General features: G+C 72.0%; 25 protein-coding genes and 1 pseudogene. 7 read left to right on the top strand and 19 right to left on the bottom strand.

Annotation, left to right across the window (positions count from 1 at the left end; all coding sequences use genetic code 11):
- The first annotated feature begins 28 nt into the window (after positions 1-28).
- Positions 29-223, top strand: coding sequence for a hypothetical protein (locus A3CE_RS52275; RefSeq protein WP_020645778.1), 195 nt, complete (start codon positions 29-31; stop codon positions 221-223).
- Here the strand turns inward: A3CE_RS52275 and A3CE_RS0140255 are convergent.
- From A3CE_RS0140255 to dnaG, 3 genes are read right to left on the bottom strand one after another with little or no spacing between them, the layout of a single operon-like run.
- Complete coding sequence (locus tag A3CE_RS0140255; protein ID WP_020645777.1) at positions 220-981, bottom strand: trans-aconitate 2-methyltransferase; 762 nt, start codon at positions 979-981, stop codon at positions 220-222. The two genes, A3CE_RS52275 and A3CE_RS0140255, sit on opposite strands and share 4 nt — an antisense overlap.
- 45 nt (positions 982-1,026) lie before the next feature.
- Positions 1,027-1,560, bottom strand: coding sequence for a hypothetical protein (locus A3CE_RS0140250; RefSeq protein ID WP_063714221.1), 534 nt, complete (start codon positions 1,558-1,560; stop codon positions 1,027-1,029).
- A gap of 3 nt (positions 1,561-1,563) precedes the next feature.
- Complete coding sequence (gene dnaG / locus A3CE_RS0140245) at positions 1,564-3,468, bottom strand: DNA primase (RefSeq protein ID WP_020645775.1); 1,905 nt, start codon at positions 3,466-3,468, stop codon at positions 1,564-1,566.
- 53 nt (positions 3,469-3,521) lie between these two features.
- Here dnaG and A3CE_RS0140240 point away from each other — a divergent pair, with 53 nt between their 5' ends.
- The gene (locus tag A3CE_RS0140240) at positions 3,522-4,493 is read left to right on the top strand and encodes a sigma-70 family RNA polymerase sigma factor (RefSeq protein WP_020645774.1); all 972 of its coding nucleotides are present in this window, start codon (positions 3,522-3,524) and stop codon (positions 4,491-4,493) included.
- Here A3CE_RS0140240 and A3CE_RS0140235 read toward each other — a convergent pair.
- Together A3CE_RS0140235 and A3CE_RS0140230 are read right to left on the bottom strand one after the other, a co-directional pair.
- A complete protein-coding gene (locus A3CE_RS0140235; RefSeq protein WP_020645773.1) occupies positions 4,456-5,022 on the bottom strand; it encodes a carboxymuconolactone decarboxylase family protein in 567 nt (188 codons plus the stop codon). The genes A3CE_RS0140240 and A3CE_RS0140235 overlap by 38 nt on opposite strands.
- A gap of 24 nt (positions 5,023-5,046) precedes the next feature.
- Complete coding sequence (locus A3CE_RS0140230) at positions 5,047-6,402, bottom strand: MFS transporter (protein WP_020645772.1); 1,356 nt, start codon at positions 6,400-6,402, stop codon at positions 5,047-5,049.
- Between the two features lie 24 nt (positions 6,403-6,426).
- On the opposite strand from A3CE_RS0140230, the gene A3CE_RS0140225 reads away from it, so the two are divergent.
- The gene (locus tag A3CE_RS0140225; RefSeq protein ID WP_020645771.1) at positions 6,427-6,876 is read left to right on the top strand and encodes a MarR family winged helix-turn-helix transcriptional regulator; all 450 of its coding nucleotides are present in this window, start codon (positions 6,427-6,429) and stop codon (positions 6,874-6,876) included.
- Here A3CE_RS0140225 and A3CE_RS0140220 read toward each other — a convergent pair.
- Complete coding sequence (locus tag A3CE_RS0140220; protein WP_020645770.1) at positions 6,873-7,583, bottom strand: carboxymuconolactone decarboxylase family protein; 711 nt, start codon at positions 7,581-7,583, stop codon at positions 6,873-6,875. The genes A3CE_RS0140225 and A3CE_RS0140220 overlap by 4 nt on opposite strands.
- A gap of 100 nt (positions 7,584-7,683) precedes the next feature.
- Here A3CE_RS0140220 and A3CE_RS0140215 point away from each other — a divergent pair, with 100 nt between their 5' ends.
- Entirely contained in the window at positions 7,684-8,283 is a 600-nt protein-coding gene (locus A3CE_RS0140215; RefSeq protein WP_020645769.1) for a TetR/AcrR family transcriptional regulator, read from the top strand.
- A gap of 39 nt (positions 8,284-8,322) precedes the next feature.
- The gene (locus A3CE_RS0140210) at positions 8,323-8,667 is read left to right on the top strand and encodes a VOC family protein (protein ID WP_020645768.1); all 345 of its coding nucleotides are present in this window, start codon (positions 8,323-8,325) and stop codon (positions 8,665-8,667) included.
- Here A3CE_RS0140210 and A3CE_RS0140205 read toward each other — a convergent pair whose 3' ends face one another.
- From A3CE_RS0140205 to A3CE_RS0140145, 13 genes and pseudogenes are all read right to left on the bottom strand, one after another.
- A complete protein-coding gene (locus A3CE_RS0140205) occupies positions 8,668-9,204 on the bottom strand; it encodes a DinB family protein (protein ID WP_026469324.1) in 537 nt (178 codons plus the stop codon). It lies immediately after the preceding gene.
- 15 nt (positions 9,205-9,219) lie between these two features.
- Positions 9,220-11,031, bottom strand: a pseudogene (locus A3CE_RS59990) (glycosyl transferase).
- A complete protein-coding gene (locus A3CE_RS0140195; protein ID WP_020645763.1) occupies positions 11,028-12,122 on the bottom strand; it encodes a serpin family protein in 1,095 nt (364 codons plus the stop codon). The pseudogene A3CE_RS59990 and the gene A3CE_RS0140195 overlap by 4 nt, the downstream one beginning before the upstream one ends.
- Before the next feature lie 257 nt (positions 12,123-12,379).
- Complete coding sequence (locus tag A3CE_RS0140190; RefSeq protein ID WP_020645762.1) at positions 12,380-13,654, bottom strand: deoxyguanosinetriphosphate triphosphohydrolase; 1,275 nt, start codon at positions 13,652-13,654, stop codon at positions 12,380-12,382.
- Positions 13,655-13,687: 33 nt separating this feature from the next.
- Positions 13,688-14,341, bottom strand: coding sequence for a YdcF family protein (locus tag A3CE_RS0140185; RefSeq protein WP_020645761.1), 654 nt, complete (start codon positions 14,339-14,341; stop codon positions 13,688-13,690).
- A 32-nt stretch (positions 14,342-14,373) separates the two neighbouring features.
- A complete protein-coding gene (locus A3CE_RS0140180) occupies positions 14,374-14,979 on the bottom strand; it encodes a response regulator transcription factor (RefSeq protein ID WP_020645760.1) in 606 nt (201 codons plus the stop codon).
- Positions 14,976-16,178: a sensor histidine kinase gene (locus tag A3CE_RS0140175; RefSeq protein WP_020645759.1), complete on the bottom strand. Its 1,203-nt coding sequence runs from the start codon at positions 16,176-16,178 to the stop codon at positions 14,976-14,978. Before A3CE_RS0140175 ends, A3CE_RS0140180 begins: the two co-directional genes overlap by 4 nt.
- Before the next feature lie 25 nt (positions 16,179-16,203).
- The gene (locus A3CE_RS0140170; RefSeq protein WP_020645758.1) at positions 16,204-16,944 is read right to left on the bottom strand and encodes an ABC transporter permease; all 741 of its coding nucleotides are present in this window, start codon (positions 16,942-16,944) and stop codon (positions 16,204-16,206) included.
- A complete protein-coding gene (locus tag A3CE_RS0140165) occupies positions 16,941-17,873 on the bottom strand; it encodes an ABC transporter ATP-binding protein (RefSeq protein WP_020645757.1) in 933 nt (310 codons plus the stop codon). The genes A3CE_RS0140170 and A3CE_RS0140165 overlap by 4 nt, the downstream gene beginning before the upstream one ends.
- A 151-nt stretch (positions 17,874-18,024) precedes the next feature.
- Positions 18,025-19,413 (bottom strand): glycine--tRNA ligase, encoded by a 1,389-nt coding sequence (locus A3CE_RS0140160; RefSeq protein ID WP_020645756.1) that lies wholly within the window; start codon positions 19,411-19,413, stop codon positions 18,025-18,027.
- 90 nt (positions 19,414-19,503) lie between these two features.
- Positions 19,504-20,157, bottom strand: coding sequence for a class F sortase (locus A3CE_RS0140155; protein ID WP_020645755.1), 654 nt, complete (start codon positions 20,155-20,157; stop codon positions 19,504-19,506).
- Positions 20,158-20,336: 179 nt separating this feature from the next.
- Positions 20,337-20,981, bottom strand: coding sequence for a class F sortase (locus A3CE_RS0140150; protein WP_020645754.1), 645 nt, complete (start codon positions 20,979-20,981; stop codon positions 20,337-20,339).
- Entirely contained in the window at positions 20,982-22,067 is a 1,086-nt protein-coding gene (locus tag A3CE_RS0140145) for an LPXTG cell wall anchor domain-containing protein (RefSeq protein ID WP_020645753.1), read from the bottom strand.
- Positions 22,068-22,331: 264 nt separating this feature from the next.
- On the opposite strand from A3CE_RS0140145, the gene A3CE_RS0140140 reads away from it, so the two are divergent.
- Both A3CE_RS0140140 and A3CE_RS0140135 read left to right on the top strand, forming a co-directional pair.
- Complete coding sequence (locus A3CE_RS0140140; RefSeq protein WP_020645752.1) at positions 22,332-22,697, top strand: ArsR/SmtB family transcription factor; 366 nt, start codon at positions 22,332-22,334, stop codon at positions 22,695-22,697.
- Positions 22,697-23,158 (top strand): Fur family transcriptional regulator, encoded by a 462-nt coding sequence (locus A3CE_RS0140135; RefSeq protein WP_084641937.1) that lies wholly within the window; start codon positions 22,697-22,699, stop codon positions 23,156-23,158. Before A3CE_RS0140140 ends, A3CE_RS0140135 begins: the two co-directional genes overlap by 1 nt.
- The last annotated feature ends 6 nt before the right edge of the window (positions 23,159-23,164 follow it).

The raw sequence follows: 23,164 nt of genomic DNA, 5'->3' as shown, positions 1-23,164 counted from the left end.
CCTGGACAATGGACAGTCGGACGACCTAGTGACGGAAGGCGTGGACGCGATGAAGAAGTTCCTGCTGGGGGCAGGCCTGGGGTACATACTGGGCGCCAAGGCAGGCCGGGGGCGGTACGAGCAGCTCGTGCGCACCTACCGCCGGGTCGTCGACCACCCCATGGTCCAGGGCGCCGCCGGGGTGGCGCGTGCCAAGATCAGCGAGAAGGTCCGGCGGCGTTAGACCTGGGCCACGAAGAACACCCGGCGGAACTCTAACCACGTGGTCCCGTCGGGGCGGGGCGGGTAGGCCGCGTCGAGCCGGGGTGCCAGCTCGGCGCGGAACCGCTCCCACTCGGCGTCGGTCAAGGCCGCCCTGACCGGGCGCAACGCCGTTCCGGTGATCCACTCCAGCACCGGCCGCGGGCCGCGCAACGGCTGCACGTACGTCGTCTCCCAGGCGTCGACGCCGCAGCCCGCGTCGGCCAGGAGGTTCGCGTACTCGAGCGGGCTCGACACCGCGTCGTCTTCGCGCAGCAGCACGTCGGCCAGCCGGGACGACCAGGCCGGGGACGCCGCCAGTTCGCGCGTCAGCACGTGCGAAGGCGCGTTGAAGTTGCCCGGCACCTGTACCGCCAGATGAGCACCAGCAGGCAGCGAAGAGACCCAGCGGCGGAGGAGCGAGCCGTGGTCCGGGACCCACTGCAGGACGGCGTTCGAGACCACGACGTCGGTGTCCGGGGCCGGCGTCCAGTCGCGGACGTCGAGCAGCGTGGCGTCGAGACCGCGGGAGCGCGCGGCCGCCACCATTTCGGGTGAACTGTCGGCGCATTCCAGGACCGCCGACGGCCAGCGTTCCCGGAGAGAAACGGTCAGGTTCCCCGGGCCACAGCCGAGGTCCGCCACGCGCCGGGGAGCGGAAGCCGCTACGCGCGCGATCAGGTCGTGGAACGGCCGGGCCCGCAGGTCGGCGTAGTCGAGGTACTTCGCGGGATCCCACATGGCCGCCTCCATAGCAGTACGCCTGTACTGAGTACGAGCGTACTGCTACTCGGCCGGGTTCACCAGCTTCGCGGCGACCTGCTCGGCGATGGCCCCGACCAGCGTGACGTCGGTGCCGGGGTCCGGCCGGACCTGCAGGACGCTGCCGTCGCGGCCGGGCACCTTGCGCTGGACGAACCAGGCTCCCCCGGCCCCGATCTCCTGCCGGTGCCGCGACCGCACCGAGCCGTCGACGCGCAGGCGCACCTGGTGCGGCACCTTGCCCGGCGCAGGCAGCCGGAACCGCGCCGGCGGCAGGTCGGCCAGCACGACGGCGGTCCCCGCGGTGCCCACCTCCGCCGACTCCGTCAGCGTGAAGACGCCGTCCGCCCAGGCCGCCTTGCCGACGAGGTGCCAGCCGACGCGCCGCGCCCCGCCGTCGGCGGGGATCCACAGCCCGAGCTGCGTGACCACGAGGTGCCCGCCGTCCTCGACCGGGGCGCTGTCGAGGACGTCCTCGCCCGGCTCCAAATCCCCGGCGAACCCGGCGGGCGTGCGGTCGCCCAGCAACCGGCGCAGGAAACGAACGCGGCTACCCATGACTCAGCCCCACGCGCCGGCGGCCGCCTGCTCGCCCAGCGACTTCTTGTACTGCTCCAGCGCGACGAGGTCGCCGAACAGCGCGCGGTAGTCGTCCGGCGCTTCGACCGGCGACAGCCGCTGCAGCTTCCCCTTGATCTCCGCGATCTGCCGCCCGACGAGGCTCTCCTGCAGCCGCGCGAGGATCGACGAAATGTAGCGCGAGTCGACCTCGTCCTTGGCCTGCAACGGTTCCACGGCCAGCTCCGACAGCACCCGCCGGACCGTCCCTTCCGGACAGTGCGGGGCGGCCGCGTCCAGCAGCGCCGACCCGGTCAGGCCCGAACCCGCGCCGCCCGCCTTGAGCACGGCTTCGTGCACCGCGACGTACACCGGGTGCGTGAAGGCTTCCAACGGAAGCGCGTCGTACTCCGGCCCGGCGATCGCGGGCTGCTGCAGCGCCGCCTTCAGCGCCTCGCGCTGCACAGCGAACCGCGGGTCCTTCGGGGCCGGGCGGGCGACGTCCTGAGCAGGGGCGGCCGGCGCCGCCTGGGCCCGCGCCGGCTGCCGCAGGGGCGCCCCGCCGCGCTTGTCCGTCGCACCCGCGCTGCCGCGGACGCGGTTGACCACCTGCGCGACGTCCTGCCAGCCCACCCACCAGGCGAGTTTCGACGCGTAGCCGTCCCGGGCCGCGCGGTCCTTGATCGACGCCACCATCGGCACGGTCTTCTGCAGCGCCGCGACCTGGCCGTCGACCGAGTCGAGGTCGTAGTTCTTGAGCGTGCTGCGGATGACGAACTCGAACAGGGGGGTCCGCCGCGCGACCAGGTCCTTGACCGCGCTGTCGCCCTTGGCCAGGCGCAGCTCGCACGGGTCCATGCCGTCCGGCGCGATCGCGATGTACGTCTGCCCGGCGAAGGTCTGGTCACCTTCGAACGCCTTCAGGGCCGCCTTCTGGCCTGCTTCGTCGCCGTCAAAGGTGAAGATGACTTCGCCGCGGAAGGCGTCGTCGTCCATCATCAGCCGGCGAAGCACCTTCATGTGGTCTTCGCCGAACGCCGTGCCCGACGACGCGACCGCCGTCGGCACGCCTGACGCGTGCATCGCCATGACGTCGGTGTAGCCCTCGACCACGACCACCTGGTGCCGCTTCGCGATCTCGCGCTTGGCCAGGTCGAGACCGAACATGACCTGGGACTTCTTGTAGATCGGCGACTCGGCGGTGTTGAGGTACTTCGCCGAGATCCGGTCGTCGTCGAACAGCCGCCGCGCGCCGAAGCCGACGACCTCGTTGCCGACGTCGCGGATCGGCCAGACCAGCCGCCGGTGGAAGCGGTCCATCGGGCCTCGCTGGCCCTCCTTGGACAGCCCCGCCGTGAGCAGCTCCTTGACCTCGAAGCCGCGGGTGAGCAGGTGCTTGGTCAGCTTGTCCCAGCCGCCGGGCGCGTACCCGCAGCCGAACGTCTTCGCCATGGCGGCGTCGAACCCGCGCTCGGACAGGAAGTCCCGCGCCGGGCGCGCCTCGTCGGTGACCAGCTGCTCGGCGTAGAACTCCTGGGCCGCGCGGTGGGCCTCGATCAGCCGGCTGCGGCTGCCGCGGTCGCGCTGGATCGTGGCGCCGCCGCCCTCGTAGGTGAGCCGGATGCCGACCCGGTCGGCCAGCCGCTCGACGGCTTCCACGAACGTGATCAGGTCGATCTTCTGGACGAACTTGATGACGTCGCCACCCTCGCCACAGCCGAAGCAGTGGAAGGTGCCGTGCGCCGGGCGGACGTTGAACGAGGGGGTCTTCTCGTTGTGGAACGGGCAGAGCCCCTTCAGGCTGCCCCCACCGGCGCGGCGCAGGGCCACGTACTCCCCGACGACCTCGTCGATCCGGTTCCGCTCGCGCACCTCCGCGATGTCGCTCTCCCGAATCCGTCCTGCCACACCCCCACAATAGATCGGTCCTCATCCGGACCTCATCCGGCACACTCGGAGGTATGGCCACACCTACCGCCCAGGACACCCTCGCCGCGGAGTTCGCCGAGCACCGCAGTCACCTGATCGGGGTCGCCTACCGGCTGACCGGCACGCGCGCCGACGCCGAGGACGCCGTCCAGGAGTCCTGGCTGCGGCTGGCCGGGCTGGACGATGCCGGCCGCGCGGCCATCCGCGACCTGCGGGGCTGGCTCACCACGGTCGTCGGCCGGATCTGCCTCGACCGGCTGAAGTCGGCCGCCGCGCAGCGCGAGCGGTACGTCGGCAACTGGCTGCCCGAGCCGGTCGTCACGCCGTTCGGGCGGCCGGTGAGCGAGGACCCGCTCGACGTCGCGGTGCGCGACGACGGGCTGCGGATGGCCGCGCTCGTCGTGCTCGACAAGCTGACCCCGGAGCAGCGGGTCTCGTTCGTGCTGCACGACGCCTTCTCGGTGCCCTTCGCCGAGATCGCCGACGCGCTCGGCGTCTCGGTCGAGGCCGCGCGCCAGCACGCGTCGCGGGGCCGCAAGGCGCTCGCCGACGCCGACCCGGCGCCGCGCGTGCCGCTGGACGACCAGGCGAAGATCCTCGAGAAGTTCGTCATCGCGCTGCAGCAGGGCGATATCCGGGCGATGACCGAGCTGCTGGCCCCGGACGTCGTGCTCATCGGCGACTCGAACGGCAAGGGCCGCACCGCGCGCCAGCTCATCGTCGGCCCCGACAAGATCGCCCGGTTCTTCGTCGGCCTCACGCGCAAGTACGCGCCGGGGATGGCCGAGCGCGGCCTCCCGGTGCTGGTCAACGGCGACCTGGGGATGTACCTGCCGCCGATGCCAGGCCGCGACGGCTTCCTCGCCCTCGACGAGCACGTGCAGTCGGTCACCATCCGCGACGGGAAGATCGTGGCGATCTACGACGTCGTCAACCCCGACAAGCTGACCCGGATCACGCGTCCGGCTACGGGAGCGGGACCCGGCACGCGTCGCCGGAGGTGAAGCCCTGGTCGACGATGCCGAGCGCGCTGTTCATCCGGGCGCGGGAGTTCTCCAGCGCGATCTGGTAGGTCAGCTCGACGACGCCGTCGCGGCCGAACTCGCGCTCGAGTTCGGCGACCTGCTCGTCGGTCACCGTCACCCGGTCGGCGGACATCGCGTCGGCGTAGGCGATCGCGAGCCGCTCCTGGTGGGTGAACGCGGGCGAGGTGGCGTAGTCGTCGACCTTCGTGAGCCGTTCGATGTCGAGGCCGCCGTGCTTCTGCAGCATGGTGCCGAAGTCGACGCACCACGAGCAGCCGATCCGGGTCGCGACCCGGTAGACGGCGAGCTCGCGCACGTTCGGCGGCAGCTTCTTCGACGCGCGCTCCACGAGCAGTTCGTGCACGACGTTCGCCCGCAGCAGGCCCGCGTGGTGCGCGGTGACGGCCATCGGTTCCGGCACCGCGCCGTAGCGGCGGCCGGCGATCCGGTAGAGCAGCTTGACGACCGGTCCGGCTTCGGCGGTCTTCTTCGCGGTGATGCGCGGCATTGCGGTCTCCTTCGTCTCGGTTTGTCACCTGGACGAGACGGCGCCCGCAGGTGTGACAACCGGCGCCGTGAGCCACGCCACCAGCATCGTCAGGGCGGCCGCGGCGAACACGACGGTCAGGCCCGGCGCGGCCAGCCCGCCGGTCGTGACCAGCGCGAGCCAGCCGAACACCGCGGCCCCGGCCAGGCCGCCGGCCTGCCTGGCGAAGGTCAGCGACCCCAGCGTGACGCCCAGCAGCGCCCGGTCCGCCCGGGTCTGGCCGAGGACGGTGTAGGCGGAGGTGCAGACGGCGAAGGCCGCGCCGATCGCGAACAGGCCCGGCGCGAGAAGCCATGGCGTGCCTTCGAATGCCGCCGCACCGGCGATCGCGGCCAGTCCCGCGGTGCCGAGCAGGCAGCCGAACCGGCCCCACGCCGTCATTCCCGGGTGCCGCCGGGCCAGTGCGGCGAAGGACGCCGACAGCACGAGCTGCCCCGCGGTCATGGCCACGAGCAGCAGTCCGGTGCCCGCCGCGCCCGCGGCCAGGGCCGCGGCCAGCGCGACGTAGGTGAAGGTGCCGTAGAGCGCCGCGCCCGCCAGGCCGTTGACCACCACCGCGCGCTTGAGGACGGCGTCCGCGAACACCTTCGGGGAGATCAGCGGGCTCGGCGTGCGGCGCTGCCGCCGGAGGAACAGAAACCCCGCCACCACGGTCGTTGCGAGCAACACCGGCGTCCACAGTGGACTGCGAGCGAGGGCGTCGACCGTGCCGAGCGCGACGACGGCGGCACCCGCGACGGTCAGCAGCACGCTGCCCGGGACGTCGAATTCTTCCTTCTCCCGGCGCGGTTTCGCGGGCAGCCCACGCCACCCGAGCACCAGGGCGGGCACGCTCAGGGGCAGGTTGACCAGGAAGATCCACCGCCAGCCGGGACCGGCCGCGAGCAGGCCGCCCAGCGGCGGCCCGCCGAGGGTGGCGGCCGCGAAGACGGCCGTCTGCCAGCCTTGGCGGCGTAGCAGCTCGTCGCGCTCGAACAGCTCGCCGAGCGCGCTCATCGCCGTGACGATCAGGCCGCTGCCGCCCAGCCCCTGCAGCGCGCGGGCGGCGATCAGCGAACCGACGCCGGGTGCGGCAGCGCACCACGCGGAAGCGGCGGCGAACACGAGGACCGACAGCGCGAAGGTGACCCGGCGGCCGTACAGATCACCGAGCCTGCCGTGCAGCGGCGTCGCGACGGTCAGGGTCAGCAGGCCGGCGGCGGTGACCGCGACGAGCCCGGTCCGGGCGTGCAGATCGGCGCCGATCGACGGCAGGGCCGCGGTGAGGACCAGGCCGTCCAGCTGGGCCATGGCCATGCCGAGCAGGAGACCCGCGTAGGCGAGGTTCCGAGATGCGTGCATAAAGCACACGTTATAACGTGCCTTATGCACACATCAAGCGAGGGCGGCCCGGCACTGTTCCGCCTGGTCCGCCACTGGGCGCGCCAGTGGGCCCCGGACGTCGTCGAGCGGTTCGCCGCCGACGCGCCGCCGTCGTGGACGGTGCCGAACCTCTTCGTCATCCAGGCGATCGACGGCGCGGCCGGCGACGAGGTGACCGTCGCGGACGTGGCACGCCAGCTGGGCATCGACCGCTCGGTGGCCAGCCGGATGGTGAGCGAAGCAGCGCGAGAAGGCTTCGTAGCGCGCTCGACATCGACCCGCGACGCGCGCCGCGCGGTCCTAACCCTGACTGACACGGCGAAGGAGTTTCTCGAGGCTTCGCAGGCCCACCAACGTCAGGCGTTCGAAGCACTGGTGGGCCATTGGCCCGCGGAGGACCGCGATCGCTTCGCGGGCTACCTGAGCCGGCTCGCGGACGAGGTCCTCGGCTAGCTCCCGGCCAGGATTTCGTTCAGCGCTTCCCAGGCGTGCCACGCTCGGGTGACGCCGAACTGGGCGTTGAACCGCAGGGCCGCGCGGACGTCCTCCGGCGCCGCGCCGCCCCGCAGCGCGCGTCCGACGTGCGCGCGGAAGGTGTCGGCCAGGGTCTGGTAGTGGACGTCGACACTGAGGCTGACCAGGCCACGCTCGCGTTCGCTGAGCGTGCCGGGGCCGTGGCCGGTACGCATCCGCGACTGCAGGTCGAAATAGCCGGTGAAGTGCGGGTCCAGCTCGGTCAACCGGGCCCGCACCGGGTCCGGCAGCGGGCTGGGTGCCGCGTCCGGCCCGGTCGACACCAGTTCCGGGGCCAGGAGTTCGGCGTCCGGACGTGGCAGGCCGAGTTCCACCTCGAGCTCGGTGATCCGCTCGATGCCGGCGGTCGCGGCGTGGTAGCCGCAGTCGTACGAGACGAACCGCAGCAGTTCCCGGATGTCCGCGGTGGACACCCCGGCCGCGAGCCCGGCCCGCACGTGCGCGGTGAACGCCAGGCCGAGGCTCGCCTGGCAGACGTCGGCCGTGACGCACAGGAAGGTCTTCTCGCGGTCGGTCAACTCGGGGATCGAACGGACGTACCGGGCGGTTGCTCCGACCATCTGGGCGAACACCGGGTCGAGCGCGGCCAGCCGTTCGAGGTTCGTGGGCGCTTCGGTGGTGGTCAAGTTTCACTCCTCAGTTTTGTGAACGTTTGTAGCGCTACAGCCGTAGTGCAATTGACACTACACCTGTAGCGCAAAGGGTGTCCAGCTACACTGGGCCACAATGGAAGAGACCAGACGCCGGCCGAACGCCCGCGGCAAGGGCGAGCTGCTGCGCGAAGAGATCGTCACGGCCGCCGTCCGGATGCTCGACGAGCTCGCCGACGACGAGGCGCTGTCCCTGCGAGCCGTCGCCCGCGAGGTGTCGATCGCGGCGACGTCGGTCTACCTGCACTTCCCGGACCGCGACGCCCTCGTGCTGGCCGCGATGCAGCGCTGCCACGAGGAGCTCGTGGGCGCCGGCGACGAGGCCGCCGCGGCGGCCCCCGGCCCGGCCGCCGCGCTGCGCGCCCGGATCCTGGCGCAGGCTGCGTGGGCGCAGGAGCATTCCGGGCTCTACAAGGTGCTGCACGAGAGCAAGGTCCACCGGCGCCACGGGATGCCGTTCAAGGAGATCATGGTCGCCCGCACGACCGAGGCGGTCCAGCGGTGCATGGACGCGGGCGTGGCCCCGGCCGATGACGCCGCGATCGTCGCGATCGACCTGCGGACGGCCGTCAACGGCATGCTGGCCCAGCGGATCAACGAGCCCGACCTGCCCTGGCCGCCCGCGGTCGGCCAGCTGGACCGGTTCCTGGTCAAGCTGGTGGGCCTGCGCGCTTAGGCTTGTGCGCCCGGCCGGAACCGGCTTGGGTGGGCGGGTATGACATTCCCGACGGTGGTCCCGCGGCTGGTGGTCGGCGACCTCGCCGCCGCGGTCGCCTTCCTGCGCACGGTTTTCGGTGCCACGGGCGAGGTCGAGAGCGGCCGGCCCGCCGAGCTCCGCATCGGCGACTCGCTGATCATGGTGTCGGCCGAAGGTGAGCGTGCGTTGTTCCCGGCGTTCCTCCACATCTCCGTGGCGGACGCCGACGCAACGTACCGCCGCGCCCTCGGCTGCGGCGCGACGAGCCTGGAGGAACCGGCGGAGATGCCCTACGGCGACCGGCGCGCGATGGTCCGCGACCCGTTCGGCAACGTCTTCCAGATCGCCCGGCGCGGGAGCTGACTACTCCCCCGTGCGGCCGTCGATCGACTCGCGGATCAGGTCCGCGTGGCCGTTGTGGCGGCTGTACTCCTCGACCAGGTGGACCAGGATCCAGCGCAGGGTCGTGCTGCCCGCCCGCGTGGGGCGCCGGGCCCGCTGCCCCAGGCCGCCGTTCACCAGTGCTTCCGCCACCGCCGCCCGCGAGCGCTCGACGGCGGCCGCCCAGAGTTCGCGCAGCTGCTCCGGGGTGTCGTCCGCGGCGGATTCCCAGTCCCAGTCCGGCGTGGCCGTCCAGTCGATCGCGTCGAAGGGAGCCATCCGCGGGCGGCCGGCCAGCACGTGGGAGAACCAGTGGTCTTCCACGTAGGCCAGGTGCTTGAGCAGCCCGCCGAGCGTCATCGTGGCCGGCGGGTGCGTCGCGCGCAGGCCCGCGGCGTCCAGTCCGGCGCACTTCCAGGCCAGGGTCGCGCGGTGGAAGTCGAGGAAACCGAGCAGGGTCGCGGTTTCGTCACCGTCGAGGGGCGGCTCGGGCCGGCCCTGTTCGTCCACGGAGGTCACGAGCGCCGACTCCACTCACGCCGTCAGCGGGCGGACGTCCCAGACCCACACCCCGCCGACGAACTCCGCCGGCTTCCGCAGCAGCAGCTCCACAGTGGACTTCAGGGCTTCCTGGTTCTGCCGCGGCCCGACCACCAGCACGTCCGCGTTCCAGTACCGCAGGTCCGCGAGGGCCTGGGTGCGGTCGGCCTCGGTGACCTCCGCCGCCTGGCCGGTGCGTTCCACCTCCGCGAACAGGTCCGACGTCGGCCGCGGCAGCGCGCCGTACCGGCCGCGGCGGTCGTCCGGCGAGGTCGGGCCGACGAAGTAGCCCTCCGGCATCGGGTAGCCGAGGCCCGCGTCGACCTGCCAGTGCAGCGGCTCGGCCTCCCCGGTGCTCGGCAGCGGGACCGGGACGAGCGAACCGCCGGGAGCGACGTACTGGCGCCAGATGCCGTCGGCGAAGAAGGGTGGGGAGAGCGGGCGCTGGTGCGTCACCAGCTCCGTCGGCGCGATCGGGAGCAGCACCGCCACCACCGCGCCGATCCAGATCATCCGCAGCGGGAACGGCGGCTTGCCGTCCAGTGGCTCCGGCTGTGCGGGCGCCGCCGTCCAGACGCGGTGCGTCGCGATCGCCAGGAGCGCGCCGACCACCGGGATGCAGCCCATCGCCAGCCGGGATTCGAGCAGCGAATCGAGGAGCGGCAGCTGTCCCAGCCACTTCCACAGGCCGGGGATGCCGGTGTCGTCGTGCGCCACGGTGATCTCGACGCCGAGCGAAAGCACGGCCATGACGTACATCGTGATCGCGAGCGCCCGCGACACGACGTCGCGCCACAGCCAGATCGTGAGCACCACCATGAGCACGATCAGCGGCCAGCCGAAGAACGCGTTCTCTTCGGTGCGGTTCATCGACACGTCCGCGGCCGCCTCCGGCGCGCCGGCGATCGACTGCGTCGCGAAGCGTGTGAACGCCGCCGTGTCGTTGCCCGCCGGGCCGTGCAGGAGCGAGTGGAAGCTCTGCGGGCCGAAGAACTGCTAGTACAACGGGAATCCGGCGATCAGCAGCGCGACGACCGCGCCGACGCCGACGCCCTTGGCCAGCGGCGCCAGCATGCCGCGGATTTCGCCGCGGTGCGGGATGAGGTACGCGACCGCGAACACGACGAAGGTGAGCGCGAAGATCATCAGCGGCTCTTCGCCCAGCAGGATCTGCCACGCGACGAGCAGGCCGAGCACGACGCCGTTACGCACCGGGCGCTCGCCGCGGGAGATCTGGATGGTCTTGAGCGCGATGAACGGCAGCACGAACAGCACGACGAAGTTCGGGTGCGCGTTGCCGTGCGAGATCATCGGCGGGGCGAAGCCGCAGAACGCCCCGCCGATGGCGGCCGCCGTCCGGTGGGGCACCAGGTGGCGCGAAAACACCCAGTACCAGCCGATCGCGGTGCCGGCGAGGCCGGCGGTGAGCACGATCGCCCAGGTCAGCGTCGCGCCGAAGGTCAGCGTGATCGGGGCGAGCGGGATGTTCAGGCCGAACATCGCCGCGTTGGCCGCCATGTTGACGCCGAGCGGGTAGTTCTGCAGGTCCGTGGTGAACGGGTTCTGGAAGTGCAGGACGGACCTCGCGACGACCGTCGAGTACCACTCCCACTGGCTCTGGTCGGACGCGCCGTTCCAGAGGTAGCCGCGCTTGAGGTCGAACCAGAGCCCGTTGTAGAGCAGGATCGTGAACAGCAGGTACCCACCGGCGATCGCGGAGTCCTGCCACGCCCAGCGTTTCGGGCCTTCGGGGGGTTCGGGTGCGGGTGGCACGAGTTCGGGAACGGCTTCGGACTTCAAGCTCACGGTTCGACCACCCTGGCGAGGAAGTAGAGCGCGCCGGTGCCGGCGTGCCGGACCAGCAGCAGGAACGGCCGGTCCACCGTGACGGCGACCGGTTCGTCGATGATCATCGAGGTGAGGCGCATCGTCACCGCGGTGGCCGCGGCCCCCTCGAAGCCTTGTTCGTCGACGCGCAGCACGGCCTGGTGCAGCACCTCGGACACGGTCAGCCGCGGGTCCGGGGAGAGCCCGCCCAGGTCCGCTTCGTCGGTGAACATCGTGCGCACGCCGAGGCCGCGCAGCACGCCGGTCAGCGAGCTGGGCAGGTCGAGCGAAACTTTCGGGAGCGCGAGCTCCACGGGCTTGAAGCGGATTCCGTCGAGCAGGCTCGTCAACGCCGCCTGGTCGAGGGCCGCCTCGGCTTCCGCGAGGTCGCCGTCGGGCAGCAGCACCAACGTCTGCAGGCCTCCGGCCGCGACCAGCCGCACCGCCTGCCAGCCATCGGCGTGCGCGTAGCCGACGCTCTCGCTGAGCCACATGGTCGGCACGTCGCGGGTGCCGGACGGCGCGTGGAACGGCGCGTCCGAGGTGTTGGCCTCCCGGAACGGCAGCCTCCACGCGGCCTTCAGATACAACGCGTTGACCAGCACGGCCGCGACGTCTTCGTCGATCGAGCCGGGCGGCAGCAGCCGCGGGATCAGCCCGCGCGTCGTGCGGCCGACATCGTCGTTGATCAGGGCGCGAGCGGCCTCGGGCTCGTCGTGGAAGGGCGCGCTCGCGATGGCGGCTCCCGGCCACCCGGCCAGCTCCGCCTTGAAGGAGTCCTTGAGCGGGAGCCGGTCGTCTGCCCACAGCGTGTTCGCGACGGCCAGCTCGGGCGGTTCCCCGCCGCGGGCCTCTTCCGCCAACCGGGCGGCCTCCCTGAGCAGGGCGGTCTGCTCGTCCAGGTCACCGAGCAGCGCGACCAGCTCCTCGCGGGTCCGGCCCCGGGCGGCCCGCGCGGCCAGGGTCAGCGCACTGGCCACCGAATACGGCGAGAAACAGCTGTTCCCGCCCTCGGCACCGAGGGCTGCGTGGACGGCGAGGGCGAACCGGAGGTGGCTGTCCGTGGCCATGCGGGCGAGAGTACCGGACCGGTCGACCCCCTCGGGCGGCCACGCGCAAACCCGCCCACCGGCGACAAAACCCCCACCCATCCGTGCGGAAAGAGGCATCACCCGTGATTGAAGGGTCAACTCGCGTGATCAGAGGGTCAACTCGCGTGATTGGAGGGTCGACACCGCACGAGGCGGGCCCTTTCGGCGTGTCGTCGCTCTGATCACGCGTGCCGGCTTCGCGATCACGCGTGCCGACCCTTCAAGCACACCGCGGGCTAGCGGTGGTGGCGGGTTACGTGCCAGGAGTACCAGACGTGGGCTTGGGCGTCGGTGAGCGAAGCGACCTGGTCGATCACCACCCGCAGCAGCGCCGCGTCGTCGCGGGCCGCGTTCCAGGCCGGGACGAACAGCGGGTCGAGGGATTCCGGGGCGCGGCGCGCGAGCGCGTGCACCAGCTCGACCAGCAGCTCACGCTGGCCCTCCTGCATCGCCAGCCGGCGGCGGTCGCTCATCACGTACCGCAGCGCCAGCGCCTTCAGCAGCGCCACCTCCGCCGCGACCTGCTCGGGGACGCACAGGCGCGCCCGGTAGCGCCCCAGCGGCTCCTCGCCGAACTTCTCCCGCGTGCCGGTGACCGCCGCCGTCGTGAAGCGGCCGACCAGCTCGCTCGTCAGCCGCTTCAACGCGACCTGCGCTCCGGGCGAGCCGTCCGGTTCCGCGGAAGCCAGCGCCGCCACCACCGGCAGCGCCAGCAGTTCCTCGGCCGCACCCTCCAAAGTGGACACCGACTGGGCGGAGAAGTGCTTGGCGGCGGCCTCGGCGACGGCGGCGCGCTCGTCCGCGTGGGCCAGCACGCGCAGCTTGATCCGGCCGGCCAGCACGCCGTCCTCGACGTCGTGCACCGAGTACGCGACGTCGTCGGCCCAGTCCATGATCTGGGCCTCCAGGCAGGTCTGCTCCGCCTGCGCCCCGTCGCGGAACCACTCGAACGCCGGAGCGTCGTCGGCGTACACGCCGTACTTCACCTGGCCGGGCCGGCGCGGCCACGGGTACTTCGTGGTCGCGTCCAGGCAGGCGCGGGTCAGGTTGAGCCCGGCCGGGCCGCCGTCGGCGCCCAGCAGCTTCGGTTCCAGCCGGGTGAGGATCCGCAGCGTCTGCGCGTTGCCCTCGAACCCGCCGCACGCCGCGGCCACGTCGTCGAGCGCGCGCTCGCCGTTGTGCCCGAACGGCGGGTGCCCGATGTCGTGCGCCAGCCCGGCGGTGTCCACCAGGTCCGGGTCGGCGCCCAGCTCCTCGGCGATGCCGCGGCCGATCTGGGCGACTTCCAGCGAATGCGTCAGCCGCGTGCGCGGGACGCCGGTGACCTCGGCGCCCTCCCCCGGCCCGACCACCTGGGTCTTGCCGGCGAGCCGCCGCAGCGCGGCGGAGTGCAGCACCCGGGCCCGGTCGCGGGAGAACGCGCCGCGCCCGTCCGCCCGGGCGCCGGGCAGCGCCGCGCCCTTGGCCGGCTCCGGCAGCAGGCGGGCGGTGTCGTGCTCGGTGTAGTCCACGTGACCAGCCTAAACGGACCCACCGACAGAAACTCAACCCAAGAAGGTGGCGAACAGGTCGTCGGCCGGGGTCTTCGTCAGCCGGTAGTACAGCAGCGCGCCGGTCTCCCGGACGATGTAGCGGAACTGCGTGACGCGCTCCTGCACGATCGGCCCGCTGTGCGTCGGCGCGGTCCAGGCGTCCAGCCCCAGGTCGCCGGCCATGGTCCGGGCCCGGAAGGAGTGCCACGGGTCGCTCACCAGCACCGCCGTCCGCCAGCCGCGGGCCTGGACCTGGTCCGCGACCGCCCGCAGGCTGCGCAGCGTGTCGCTGCCTTCGCCGACGGCGATCGTCGCCGACGCCGGCACGCCGTGCCGGGTCAGCCAGAGCTGGCCGGCCCTGGCCTCGGTGAAGTTGTCCTCGGCCTTCTTGCCGCCGGCGGTGACGACCGTCTTCGCGACGCCGGCGTCGTAGAGCTGCTTGGCCTTGACCAGCCGGGCGGCGTAGATGTCCGACGGCTTGCCGTTGTACTGGGCCGCGCCCAGCACCACGATGACGTCGGCGGGCGTCCGGTCGTTCTGGCGGGCGACCTGCCAGACCCGGAACGCGGTGCCGCCGACGAGCGCCACCAGCATGAGGACCGTGCCGAAGGCGATCCGGCGCGCCCAGCTCGCGGCCGACGGCTTCGTGCGTTCAGCGGTACCCACCCGCCCCATCTTGTCAGAAGTCCCCGCGCGGCTCAGAGCCAGCCGCGCTCCTCGGCGACCCGGACCGCTTCGGCGCGGGTCCGGGCGCCGGTCTTGCCGATCGCGGCGGACAGGTGGTTGCGGACGGTGCCCTCCGACAGGTGCAGCGCGCGGGCCACGTCGGCGACCGTGCTGCCGTCCTTGGCCGCCCGCAGCACGTCGTGTTCCCGCCCGGTGAGCGGGCTGGCGCCGGTGGCGAGGGATTCAGCGGCCAGCGCCGGATCCACCACCCGGAGTCCACTGTGGACCCGGCGGACGGCTTCGACGAGCTGCTCCGGCGGGGCGTCCTTGACGACGAACCCGGCCGCGCCCGCCGCCATCGCGCGGGCCAGGTAACCGGGGCGGCCGAACGTGGTGCAGATGATCACCCGGCACGACGGGAGCGCGGCCCGCAGGTCGGCCGCGGCCTCCAGGCCGTCCTTGCCCGGCATCTGCACGTCCAGCAGCGCGACGTCGGGCTTGGTCTCGCGTGCGGCGGCCACCACCTCGTCGCCGGAGCCGACCTGCCCGACCACTTCGATGTCGTTCTCGAGGCCCAGCACGGTGGCCAGTGCCCCGCGGACCATGGCCTGGTCGTCGGCCAGCAGCACCCGGATCAAGCGAGTCCTCCCGCGGGTTCGGCGCGCACGGCCGGGACGGCCGGGCTCGGTTCGGGCAGCGGGATCTCCGCCCGCACGGTCAATCCTCCCCCGGGCCGGGCCGACGTCCGCAACGCGCCCCCCACGGCGGCCAGCCGCTCGGAGAGCCCGCGCAGGCCGTTGCCCGCGACGACCTCGGTGGCCACACCGTCGTCCTCGATCTCCAGCCAGTTGCCGCCCAACCGCACGCGCACCCGCTTGGCCCCGGAGTGCCGCAGCACGTTCGTCACGGTCTCCCGCAGCACGTAGCCGAAGGTGGGCTGGAACTCCGGCCGGACGTTGTCCACGGCGTGCGGCAGGTCGGCGTCGATCTCCGCCGCCCGCAGCGCCGCACGAGCGCCGACGAGCTCCGCCGACAGCGACACCTCGCGGTTGGCCGACACGGTCGCGCGGACGTCGGAGAGCGCGCTGCGGGTCAGGCTTTCGACCTCGCGGATCTCCTCGACCGCGCGCGGGATGTCGCCGGCGCTTTCCAGCACCCGCCGGGCCAGCCCCGCCTTGACGGTGATCGTGGTGAGGCTGTGCCCGAGCAGGTCGTGCAGGTCGCGGGCCAGGCGCTCCCGCTCGTTCGCGACGGCCAGCGTGGCGATCTCCTTGTTGGCCAGTTCCAGCCCCCGGACGGCACGGATCAGGCTGGACATGAAGAACATCGCCAGCGTGACCGACGCGACCGTGATCAGGTCGCCGTAGTTGTCCGCGAACCGGCCGGCCAGCAGCATGATCCCGGCCGCCAGCACCAGCGCCGCGCCGTCGAGCATCACCACCCACGCCGGCGGCACCAGGAAGACCATCGCCGCGGTGCCGTAGAGCAGGACGAACGGGTTCGCATTCGCCGCCGCGACCAGGGTGAGGCCCAGGACGAGCATCCCCACCCCGTAGGCGAAGCGGAACGGGCGGCGGCGGTCGAATACCAGCGGGAAAGCCGCGTAGGCGGCCGCATAGCCGTAGGCCAGCACCCACAGTGCCACCAGCCCGGGCGTCACCCGCTCCGCCGCGAGCAGTGAGCGCGTCACCGGCAAGAGGTAGGGCAGGCTGAACACGAGAGAGAAGAGGGGCCACCGCAGCTTGTCCGGCCCGCCGCCGTCCCGGCCCCGCGGCGGGTCCGCCCACCACGTTTCCCGGTTGCCCAGCCCGAACTTGTGGCTTTCGGACTCCGCCATCGTCGTCCCTCGTCCCTTCCGGCCCTCAGACGCGGGCGCTGTCCTTACGGTAACGCCTGATCACCAGCGCCCCGAGCACGACCGTCCACGCGCCGAGCACCCCGGCGGCCTGGGGCAGCGACACCACCATGTCGCTGGTCACCGCGGGCCGGGCCACCTGCAGCACCCAGTACGTCGGCATGATCTGGGCGACGTCGTGCATCCAGCCGGGCATCGTCTCGATCGGGATCCACAGCCCGCCCAGGAACCCCATGCCGAGCGTGACGATCATGGTGATCGGCTGCATCGAATCCGGCGTGCCGAACTGGCCGAGCAGCAGGCCCAGCAGCACCAGCGGGATCGTGCCGAGCCAGATGCCGGCGAAGACGCGCACCCAGCCGCTCGCGTCGACGTGCACGCCTTCGGCCAGCACGGCCAGCAGCGGCACGAGGACGAGCGCGGGCAGCCCCACGAGCATCCCGGAGATTCCCTTGCCCGCCAGGTAGCCGGTGCCGGTCAGCGGGGTCAGGCGCAGCTGCCGCTGCCAGCCGACGGCGCGTTCGAGGGCGAGCCGGGCTCCGCTGTTGGTCGCCGCGGCGAAGACACCGAACGTCATCATGTTGACCATGATCACTGCGGCGATCTGCGCGTGGTTCTGGTCGCTCGTCTTGGTGAAGACGTTGGCCTGCAACAGGAACATCAGCACCGGGAACGCGACGACGAAGATCAGGAACCGCGGCGCCCGGAAGTTCCGGCGGATCTCGGTGAGCAGGTAGGTGACGTTCATCGCACGGACTCCGCGGTCTCGTCGGCGGTCAGGGACAGGAAGGCGCCTTCGAGGCCGACGGCGCTGATCTCGACGTCGCGCACTCCCGGCACCGCGGCCTTGAGCGCCCACAGCGTGGCGTCGGAGTCGCTGCTGGAGATCGCGACGCGGTCGCCGCGCAGCTCGAACTCCTTGACGCCGGGCAGCGCGGCGATCGTCGCGTCGGTGGCGTCCGGGACGGCGGCCCGCAGGGTGCGTCCGCCGGCCAGCGCGCGGACCTCGGCGACGGAACCGTCGGCGACGACCCGGCCCCGGCGCATCAGCACCACCCGGTCGGCGAACTCCTCGGCCTCTTCGAGGTAGTGCGTGGCGAACAGGACCGTGCGGCCGGACTCGGTGAACGAGTACATCGACTGCCAGAACTCGCGCCGGGTGCCGACGTCCATCGCGGCGGTCGGCTCGTCGAGGATGAGCAGGTCGGGGTTGCTGACCAGCGCGACGGCGAAGCGCACGCGCTGCTTCTGCCCGCCCGACAGCTTGTTCGCGCGGCGGCCGGCCAGCTCCTCGACACCGGCGGCGCGCAGGGCCTCGGCCACCGGCATCGGCTTGCGGTGCAGGGCCGCGACCATGCCGACGGTTTCCCCGACGGTCAGGTCGTCCATCAGCGCGCCGCCCTGCAGCATCGCGCCGATCAGCCCGGCGCGGACGGCGTCGATCGGCTTGCGCCCGAACACGCGCACTTCGCCGTCGCCGGGGCTGGTCAGGCCGAGGATCATGTCGACGGTGGTGGACTTGCCTGCCCCGTTCGGGCCGAGCAGGGCGACCACTTCGCCCGGGGCGATCGTCAGGTCGACGCCGTCGACCGCGTGGACTTCGCCGTAGTGCTTCCGCAGGCCGGTGAGGTGGATCGCGGCCCCCGCCGCCACCGCCTGGATGTCTGTTTCTCGCATGCCCCCAGGCTGCCGCCCGGAAGGCCCGGGTCCCCAGACCGTGCGTCACGACCTGACCGTGACAGGTGTCAGGGGTACCCGGGCCCGAACGCCATGAGGGGCACCTTCACGGCGTTAAGAGCCATGAAGGTGCCCCTCATGTACTACGGCGTCAGCAGCCGATGAGGCGGGCCGCCAGGTAGGACTCGAGCTTGTCGATCGCGATCCGCTCCTGCGACATCGAGTCGCGTTCGCGCACGGTCACGGCCTGGTCCTCGAGCGAGTCGAAGTCGACCGTGACGCAGAACGGCGTGCCGATCTCGTCCTGACGACGGTAGCGGCGGCCGATCGCCTGCGCGTCGTCGAAGTCGACGTTCCAGTGCTTGCGCAGGGTGGCTGCCACCTCCTTCGCCTTCGGGGTCAGGTCGGCGTTGCGCGACAGCGGCAGCACCGCGACCTTGAACGGCGAAAGCCGCGGGTCGAGCTTGAGCACCACGCGGAGGTCGGTGCCGCCCTTGGCGTTCGGCACCTCTTCCTCGACGTAGGAGTCCACCAGGAACGCCATCATCGAGCGGCCGACACCCGCCGCCGGCTCGATGACGAACGGCCGGTAGCGCTGGCCCGAGGCCTGGTCGAAGAACGACAGGTCCTGGCCCGAGTGGTTCGAGTGCGTCGTCAGGTCGAAGTCGGTGCGGTTCGCGATGCCCTCGAGCTCGCCCCACTCCTGACCCGCGTTGAACGCGAACCGGTACTCGATGTCGACGGTGCGCTTCGCGTAGTGCGAGAGCTTTTCCTTCGGGTGCTCGAAGTGGCGCAGGTTCTCGGCCTTGATGCCGAGGTCCTTGTACCACTCGGTGCGCTGGTCGATCCAGTACTGGTGCCAGGTCTCGTCCTCGCCCGGCTCGACGAAGAACTCCATCTCCATCTGCTCGAACTCACGCGTCCGGAAGATGAAGTTGCCCGGCGTGATCTCGTTGCGGAAGGACTTGCCGATCTGGCCGATGCCGAACGGCGGCTTCTTCCGCGACGTCGTCTGGACGTTGGAGAAGTTCACGAAGATGCCCTGCGCGGTCTCCGGGCGGAGGTAGTGCAGGCCCTCTTCGGACTCCACCGGGCCGAGGTAGGTCTTCAGCATCATGTTGAAGTCCCGCGGCGGGGTGTACTTGCCGCGCGTGCCGCAGTTCGGGCACGGCACCTCGGACAGGTCGTCCTCGCTGGTCTCCTTGCCGGTGCGCGCCGCGAACTCCTCGGCGAGCTGGTCGGCGCGGAACCGCTTGTGGCACGACAGGCACTCGATCAGCGGGTCGGTGAACACGTTGACGTGCCCCGACGCGACCCAGACCTCACGCGGCAGGATCACCGACGAGTCGAGGCCGACGACGTCGTCGCGGCCCTGGACGACGGTCTTCCACCACTGGCGCTTGATGTTGTCCTTGAGCTCGACCCCGAGCGGCCCGTAGTCCCACGCAGAGCGGGTGCCGCCGTAGATCTCTCCGCTGGCGAAGACGAAACCACGGCGTTTGCACAGGCTGATGATCTTCTCAATGGTGTTCGTGGGCACTCCACGCTCCGAAAAGCTTGCGGGGACGGTTCATCGGACTAGAACGTCCAGGGTATCCGCCGGGGCCCACTCCTTTTCGCGCAGGTGAGCCTACGGCCGCGTCACCAGCGACGCGGTCACGACGCGGTTGTCCTCGTACCCCTCGCTGCCGCCGACGTACTCGCCGCCGCAGGTGACCAGCAGCAGCTTGTGCGGCCCGTCCGGGGAGAACAGCTGCTCCGAGCGCCCGGCCAGCTCCGACTTGTGGACGGTCTCGGTCGCGTCGACGCGGTAGACCCACGCGCCGCCCGCCGCGTCGGTCAGCTTGACCTCCTGCCCCTGCTTGACCTGCCACAGCTCGTCGAACGGGCCCTTCTTGCCCTTCCAGTTCACGTGCCCGGACAGCAGCGCGACGCCGTGGTCGGCCCCCAGCTTCGCGCCCCACCAGGCGGCTTCGCCGAGGCCCTCGGGGATCTTCAGGGCGCCGTTCGCGTCGAGGTCCTCCTGGACCAGCTTCGCGGTGCCGCCGCCGGGCAGGGCCAGCTGCGCGGGCGCCTTCCCGGTGTCCGTCTGGGTGCCCTGGGCGGCCGGCTGGTTCGCGACGGGGACGGGCGTGCCGGTGCCGTTCGCGACCGCAGGTTCATCCTTTCCAGTGAACACGAGCAGGGTCGCGACGATCGCCGCGACCACGAACGCGCCCGCGACGCCGACGATCCACCAGCGGCCGGAGCCCTTCTTCCGCTCCGCCGGGTTCTGCTCCTGCATGGGCTTGTGCTCCTTCGCTGTCGTGGCCACTGCACAGGCAGACATGCCGCGAGGGGCGAAGGAGGTTGCACCGAACCCGCTACTGTGCCGATCGTTACTAATCCGACCACAGCCACGGCCGAATGGCTTCGTAGCGACGGTTACGTGCCGCGCGGGGGGTCGGCCTACTTTTGGCCGGATTAGTAACCGGCGGGGCGCGTCACCAGCCTGGCCGTCACCAGGCGGTTCTCGTCGTAGCCCTCGGTGCCGCCGACGTAGTCGCCGCCGCAGGTCACCAGCACCAGCCGGTGCGGGCCGTCCTGCCCGAACCACCGGGCCGCCTGGGCGGCCAGCGCCTCCTTCGGCACCGTGACGACGTCGTCGACGCGGTAGACCCAGCGGCCGCCGCTCGCGTCGACGACGCTGACCTCGTCGCCGTCGCGCATCCGCCACAGCTCGTCGAACGGGCCGCGCCTGCCTTCCCAGTTCACGTGCCCGGACAGCAGGGCGGCGCCGTGCCCGGCCCCCAGCTTGGCGCCCCACCAGGCAGCGTCGCCGAGCCCGCGCGGGATCGGCAGCACGCCGCTGTCGGTGAGCTCGGTGCGGACCAGCCGGGCGGTGGCACCGCCGGGCAGCCGGACCGTGCCCGGGCGCTGCTGCGCGGCGGACTCGCTGTCGGCGGGCAGCACGGCCGGGGCCGCGTTCTCCCCCGGCAGCGCGCCGGGCGGCGGGGCCGCCGCCACCGGCGTGGCGACCGGCGGCAGCCAGGTCAGCACGACGATCCCGGCCGCGAAGGCGGCCACGGCCAGCGCCGCCGAGAACGCGGCCAGTGCGGTGCGCAGCACCTAGTCCGTCCCGGACTTGCGCCGCCTGCCGAGCAGCAGGGCGACCGCGGCGAAGAAGACGCCGCCGAAGAGCAGGCCGATGCCGAGCGGGAGGCGGGAGCCGTCACCGCCGGTGTCGGGCGCGGCCGCGCCGAGGTAACCGGCCGGCACCTGCGTCGGCACGGCGGCCTGCGTGGCGGTCGTGCCGCCCGCCGGGGCGGCCGCCTTGGCGACGAACCCCTTCGGGACCGAGCAGCTGACCCCGCCGAGGACGATCGTGGTCCGCACGTCCTGCAGCGCGGCGCCCTCGGCGTTCTTGACGTGGGTGGTGATCTCGGCCCGCCAGCCGGCGACGGCGGTGAAGTCGCCCCCGCGCCAGCCGTCCTGGCGGATCAGCTGGTCGAAGCCGGCGACGCGGGTGAGCTTGAGGTCCGAGAGGGTGGTCTCCTTGCCGGCGCCTTCGATGTCGCCGGGCGGGCCGAGCCGCAGGTTCTTCAGCTGCAGGCCGGCGGTGCCGCCGGGCATCGGGACGATGCCGAGCGCGCCGCCCTGGCGCACCCACAGCCGCGTCACCGACGACGAGCCGGTGAGCTTGGCGGGCCCGGTGCAGTCCACCGCGGTCTTGGCGCCCTCCAGCACGAGCACGGTGTTGTCGGCCGGTTTCGCCCCGCCCTGCCAGTTGTCACGCAGCGCGTAGTTGGTCTCCGCGACGGCGGTGGGCACGGTGGTGGCCTGCAGCGCGGCGACGACGTTGTGGTCCCGGCTCGCGACGCCCGGCGGGTACGGGTCCTGTGACGGGCTGTAGCGGCCGAGGTCGATCTGGTAGTGCCCGCCGAAGGTGGCCCGCTCGCCGTCGTCCTTGGGGACCGAGACGCGGTCCGCGCCGAGCTTCGACTGGCCGGGCAGCAGCGGCGAACGTTGCGTTTCCGTGATCAGGGCGCCGCCGCGCTGGCCTTCGTCGCCGATCCGCACCGACGCGATGTTCGCGAACGAAACCGGCCCGGTCTTCTCGTCGACCGCCTGGGTCTGCGCCCCGGCCAAACCGGCTCCGGCCAGCGGGAACAGCACGGCCGTCAGGGCGGCTGCCTTCGTCACGAAACGCGTCATGTCTCCCCACTGCTTTTCCTCGGGCGGCCGCGAGCGGCGAAACGCTCCGCGACAACCTTGCACCGTCGGCCACGACATGCGAAGCCGCAGAGCCAATATCCCACGAACTCACCCGAACGGGGTAATACGACCAGCCGTACCCCGCAGCTCGGCGCCGGGCCGGGGCTCCCGGACGGGGGAACACTAGGATGAGCGGCGCCGTTATCGGCAATGACTACGGAATTCATGGTCGCGGACGGCGGACGAGCAAGCGTGGAGGCGGGAATGGCGACGGTCACCGGGAGTGGCGCCCAGCCGGGGCTCGCGGAGTGCGCGCCGGCGGCCGAAGCGGCGCCGGCGCACCCGTCGCCGTCGGTCCTGACCGACGCGGGCGACCTGCTGCGCGCCCTCGCGGCGCCGGTCCGGATCGCGATCGTGCTGCAGCTGCGGGTGGCCGACCGGTGCGTGCACGAGCTGGTGGACGCCCTCGACGTCGCGCAGCCGCTGATCAGCCAGCACCTGCGGGTGCTCAAGACAGCTGGGGTGGTCCAGGGCGAGCGCCGCGGCCGCGAGGTCGTCTACCGGCTCGCCGACGACCACCTGGCGCACATCGTGGTCGACGCCGTCGCCCACGTGCAGGAAGGAAAGTGATGAACGCCGTGCCGCAGCCTGCCGCACAACCTGCCGCACAACCTGCCGCACAACCTGCCGCACAACGCAGCCAGGCCCCGGTGCCCGGGCGCCGATCGACCAAGCAGCGGGCCGCGGTCGTCGAGCTGCTGAGCACCGTCGACGACTTCCGTTCGGCCCAGGAACTGCACGACGAGCTGCGCAAACGCGGCGACGGCATCGGCCTGACGACGGTGTACCGCACCCTGCAGTCGCTGTCGGAGGCCGGCGAGATCGACGTGCTGCGCACGGACTCCGGCGAGGCGATCTACCGCCGCTGCTCGGCCCACCACCACCATCACCTGGTGTGCCGGCTGTGCGGCCGGACGGTGGAGGTCGAGGGGCCGGCGGTGGAGCGCTGGGCGGAAAAGATCGCGGCCGAGCACGGCTTTTCGGAGATCTCGCACACGGTGGAGATCACCGGCACCTGCGCGGAGCACTGAGCCCCT

This window comes from Amycolatopsis balhimycina FH 1894 (assembly GCF_000384295.1).
In the GTDB taxonomy this organism is placed as follows: domain Bacteria; phylum Actinomycetota; class Actinomycetes; order Mycobacteriales; family Pseudonocardiaceae; genus Amycolatopsis; species Amycolatopsis balhimycina.
Note: the sequence above shows the minus strand (reverse complement) of the source record. Positions and strands in the feature narration are given on the sequence as shown.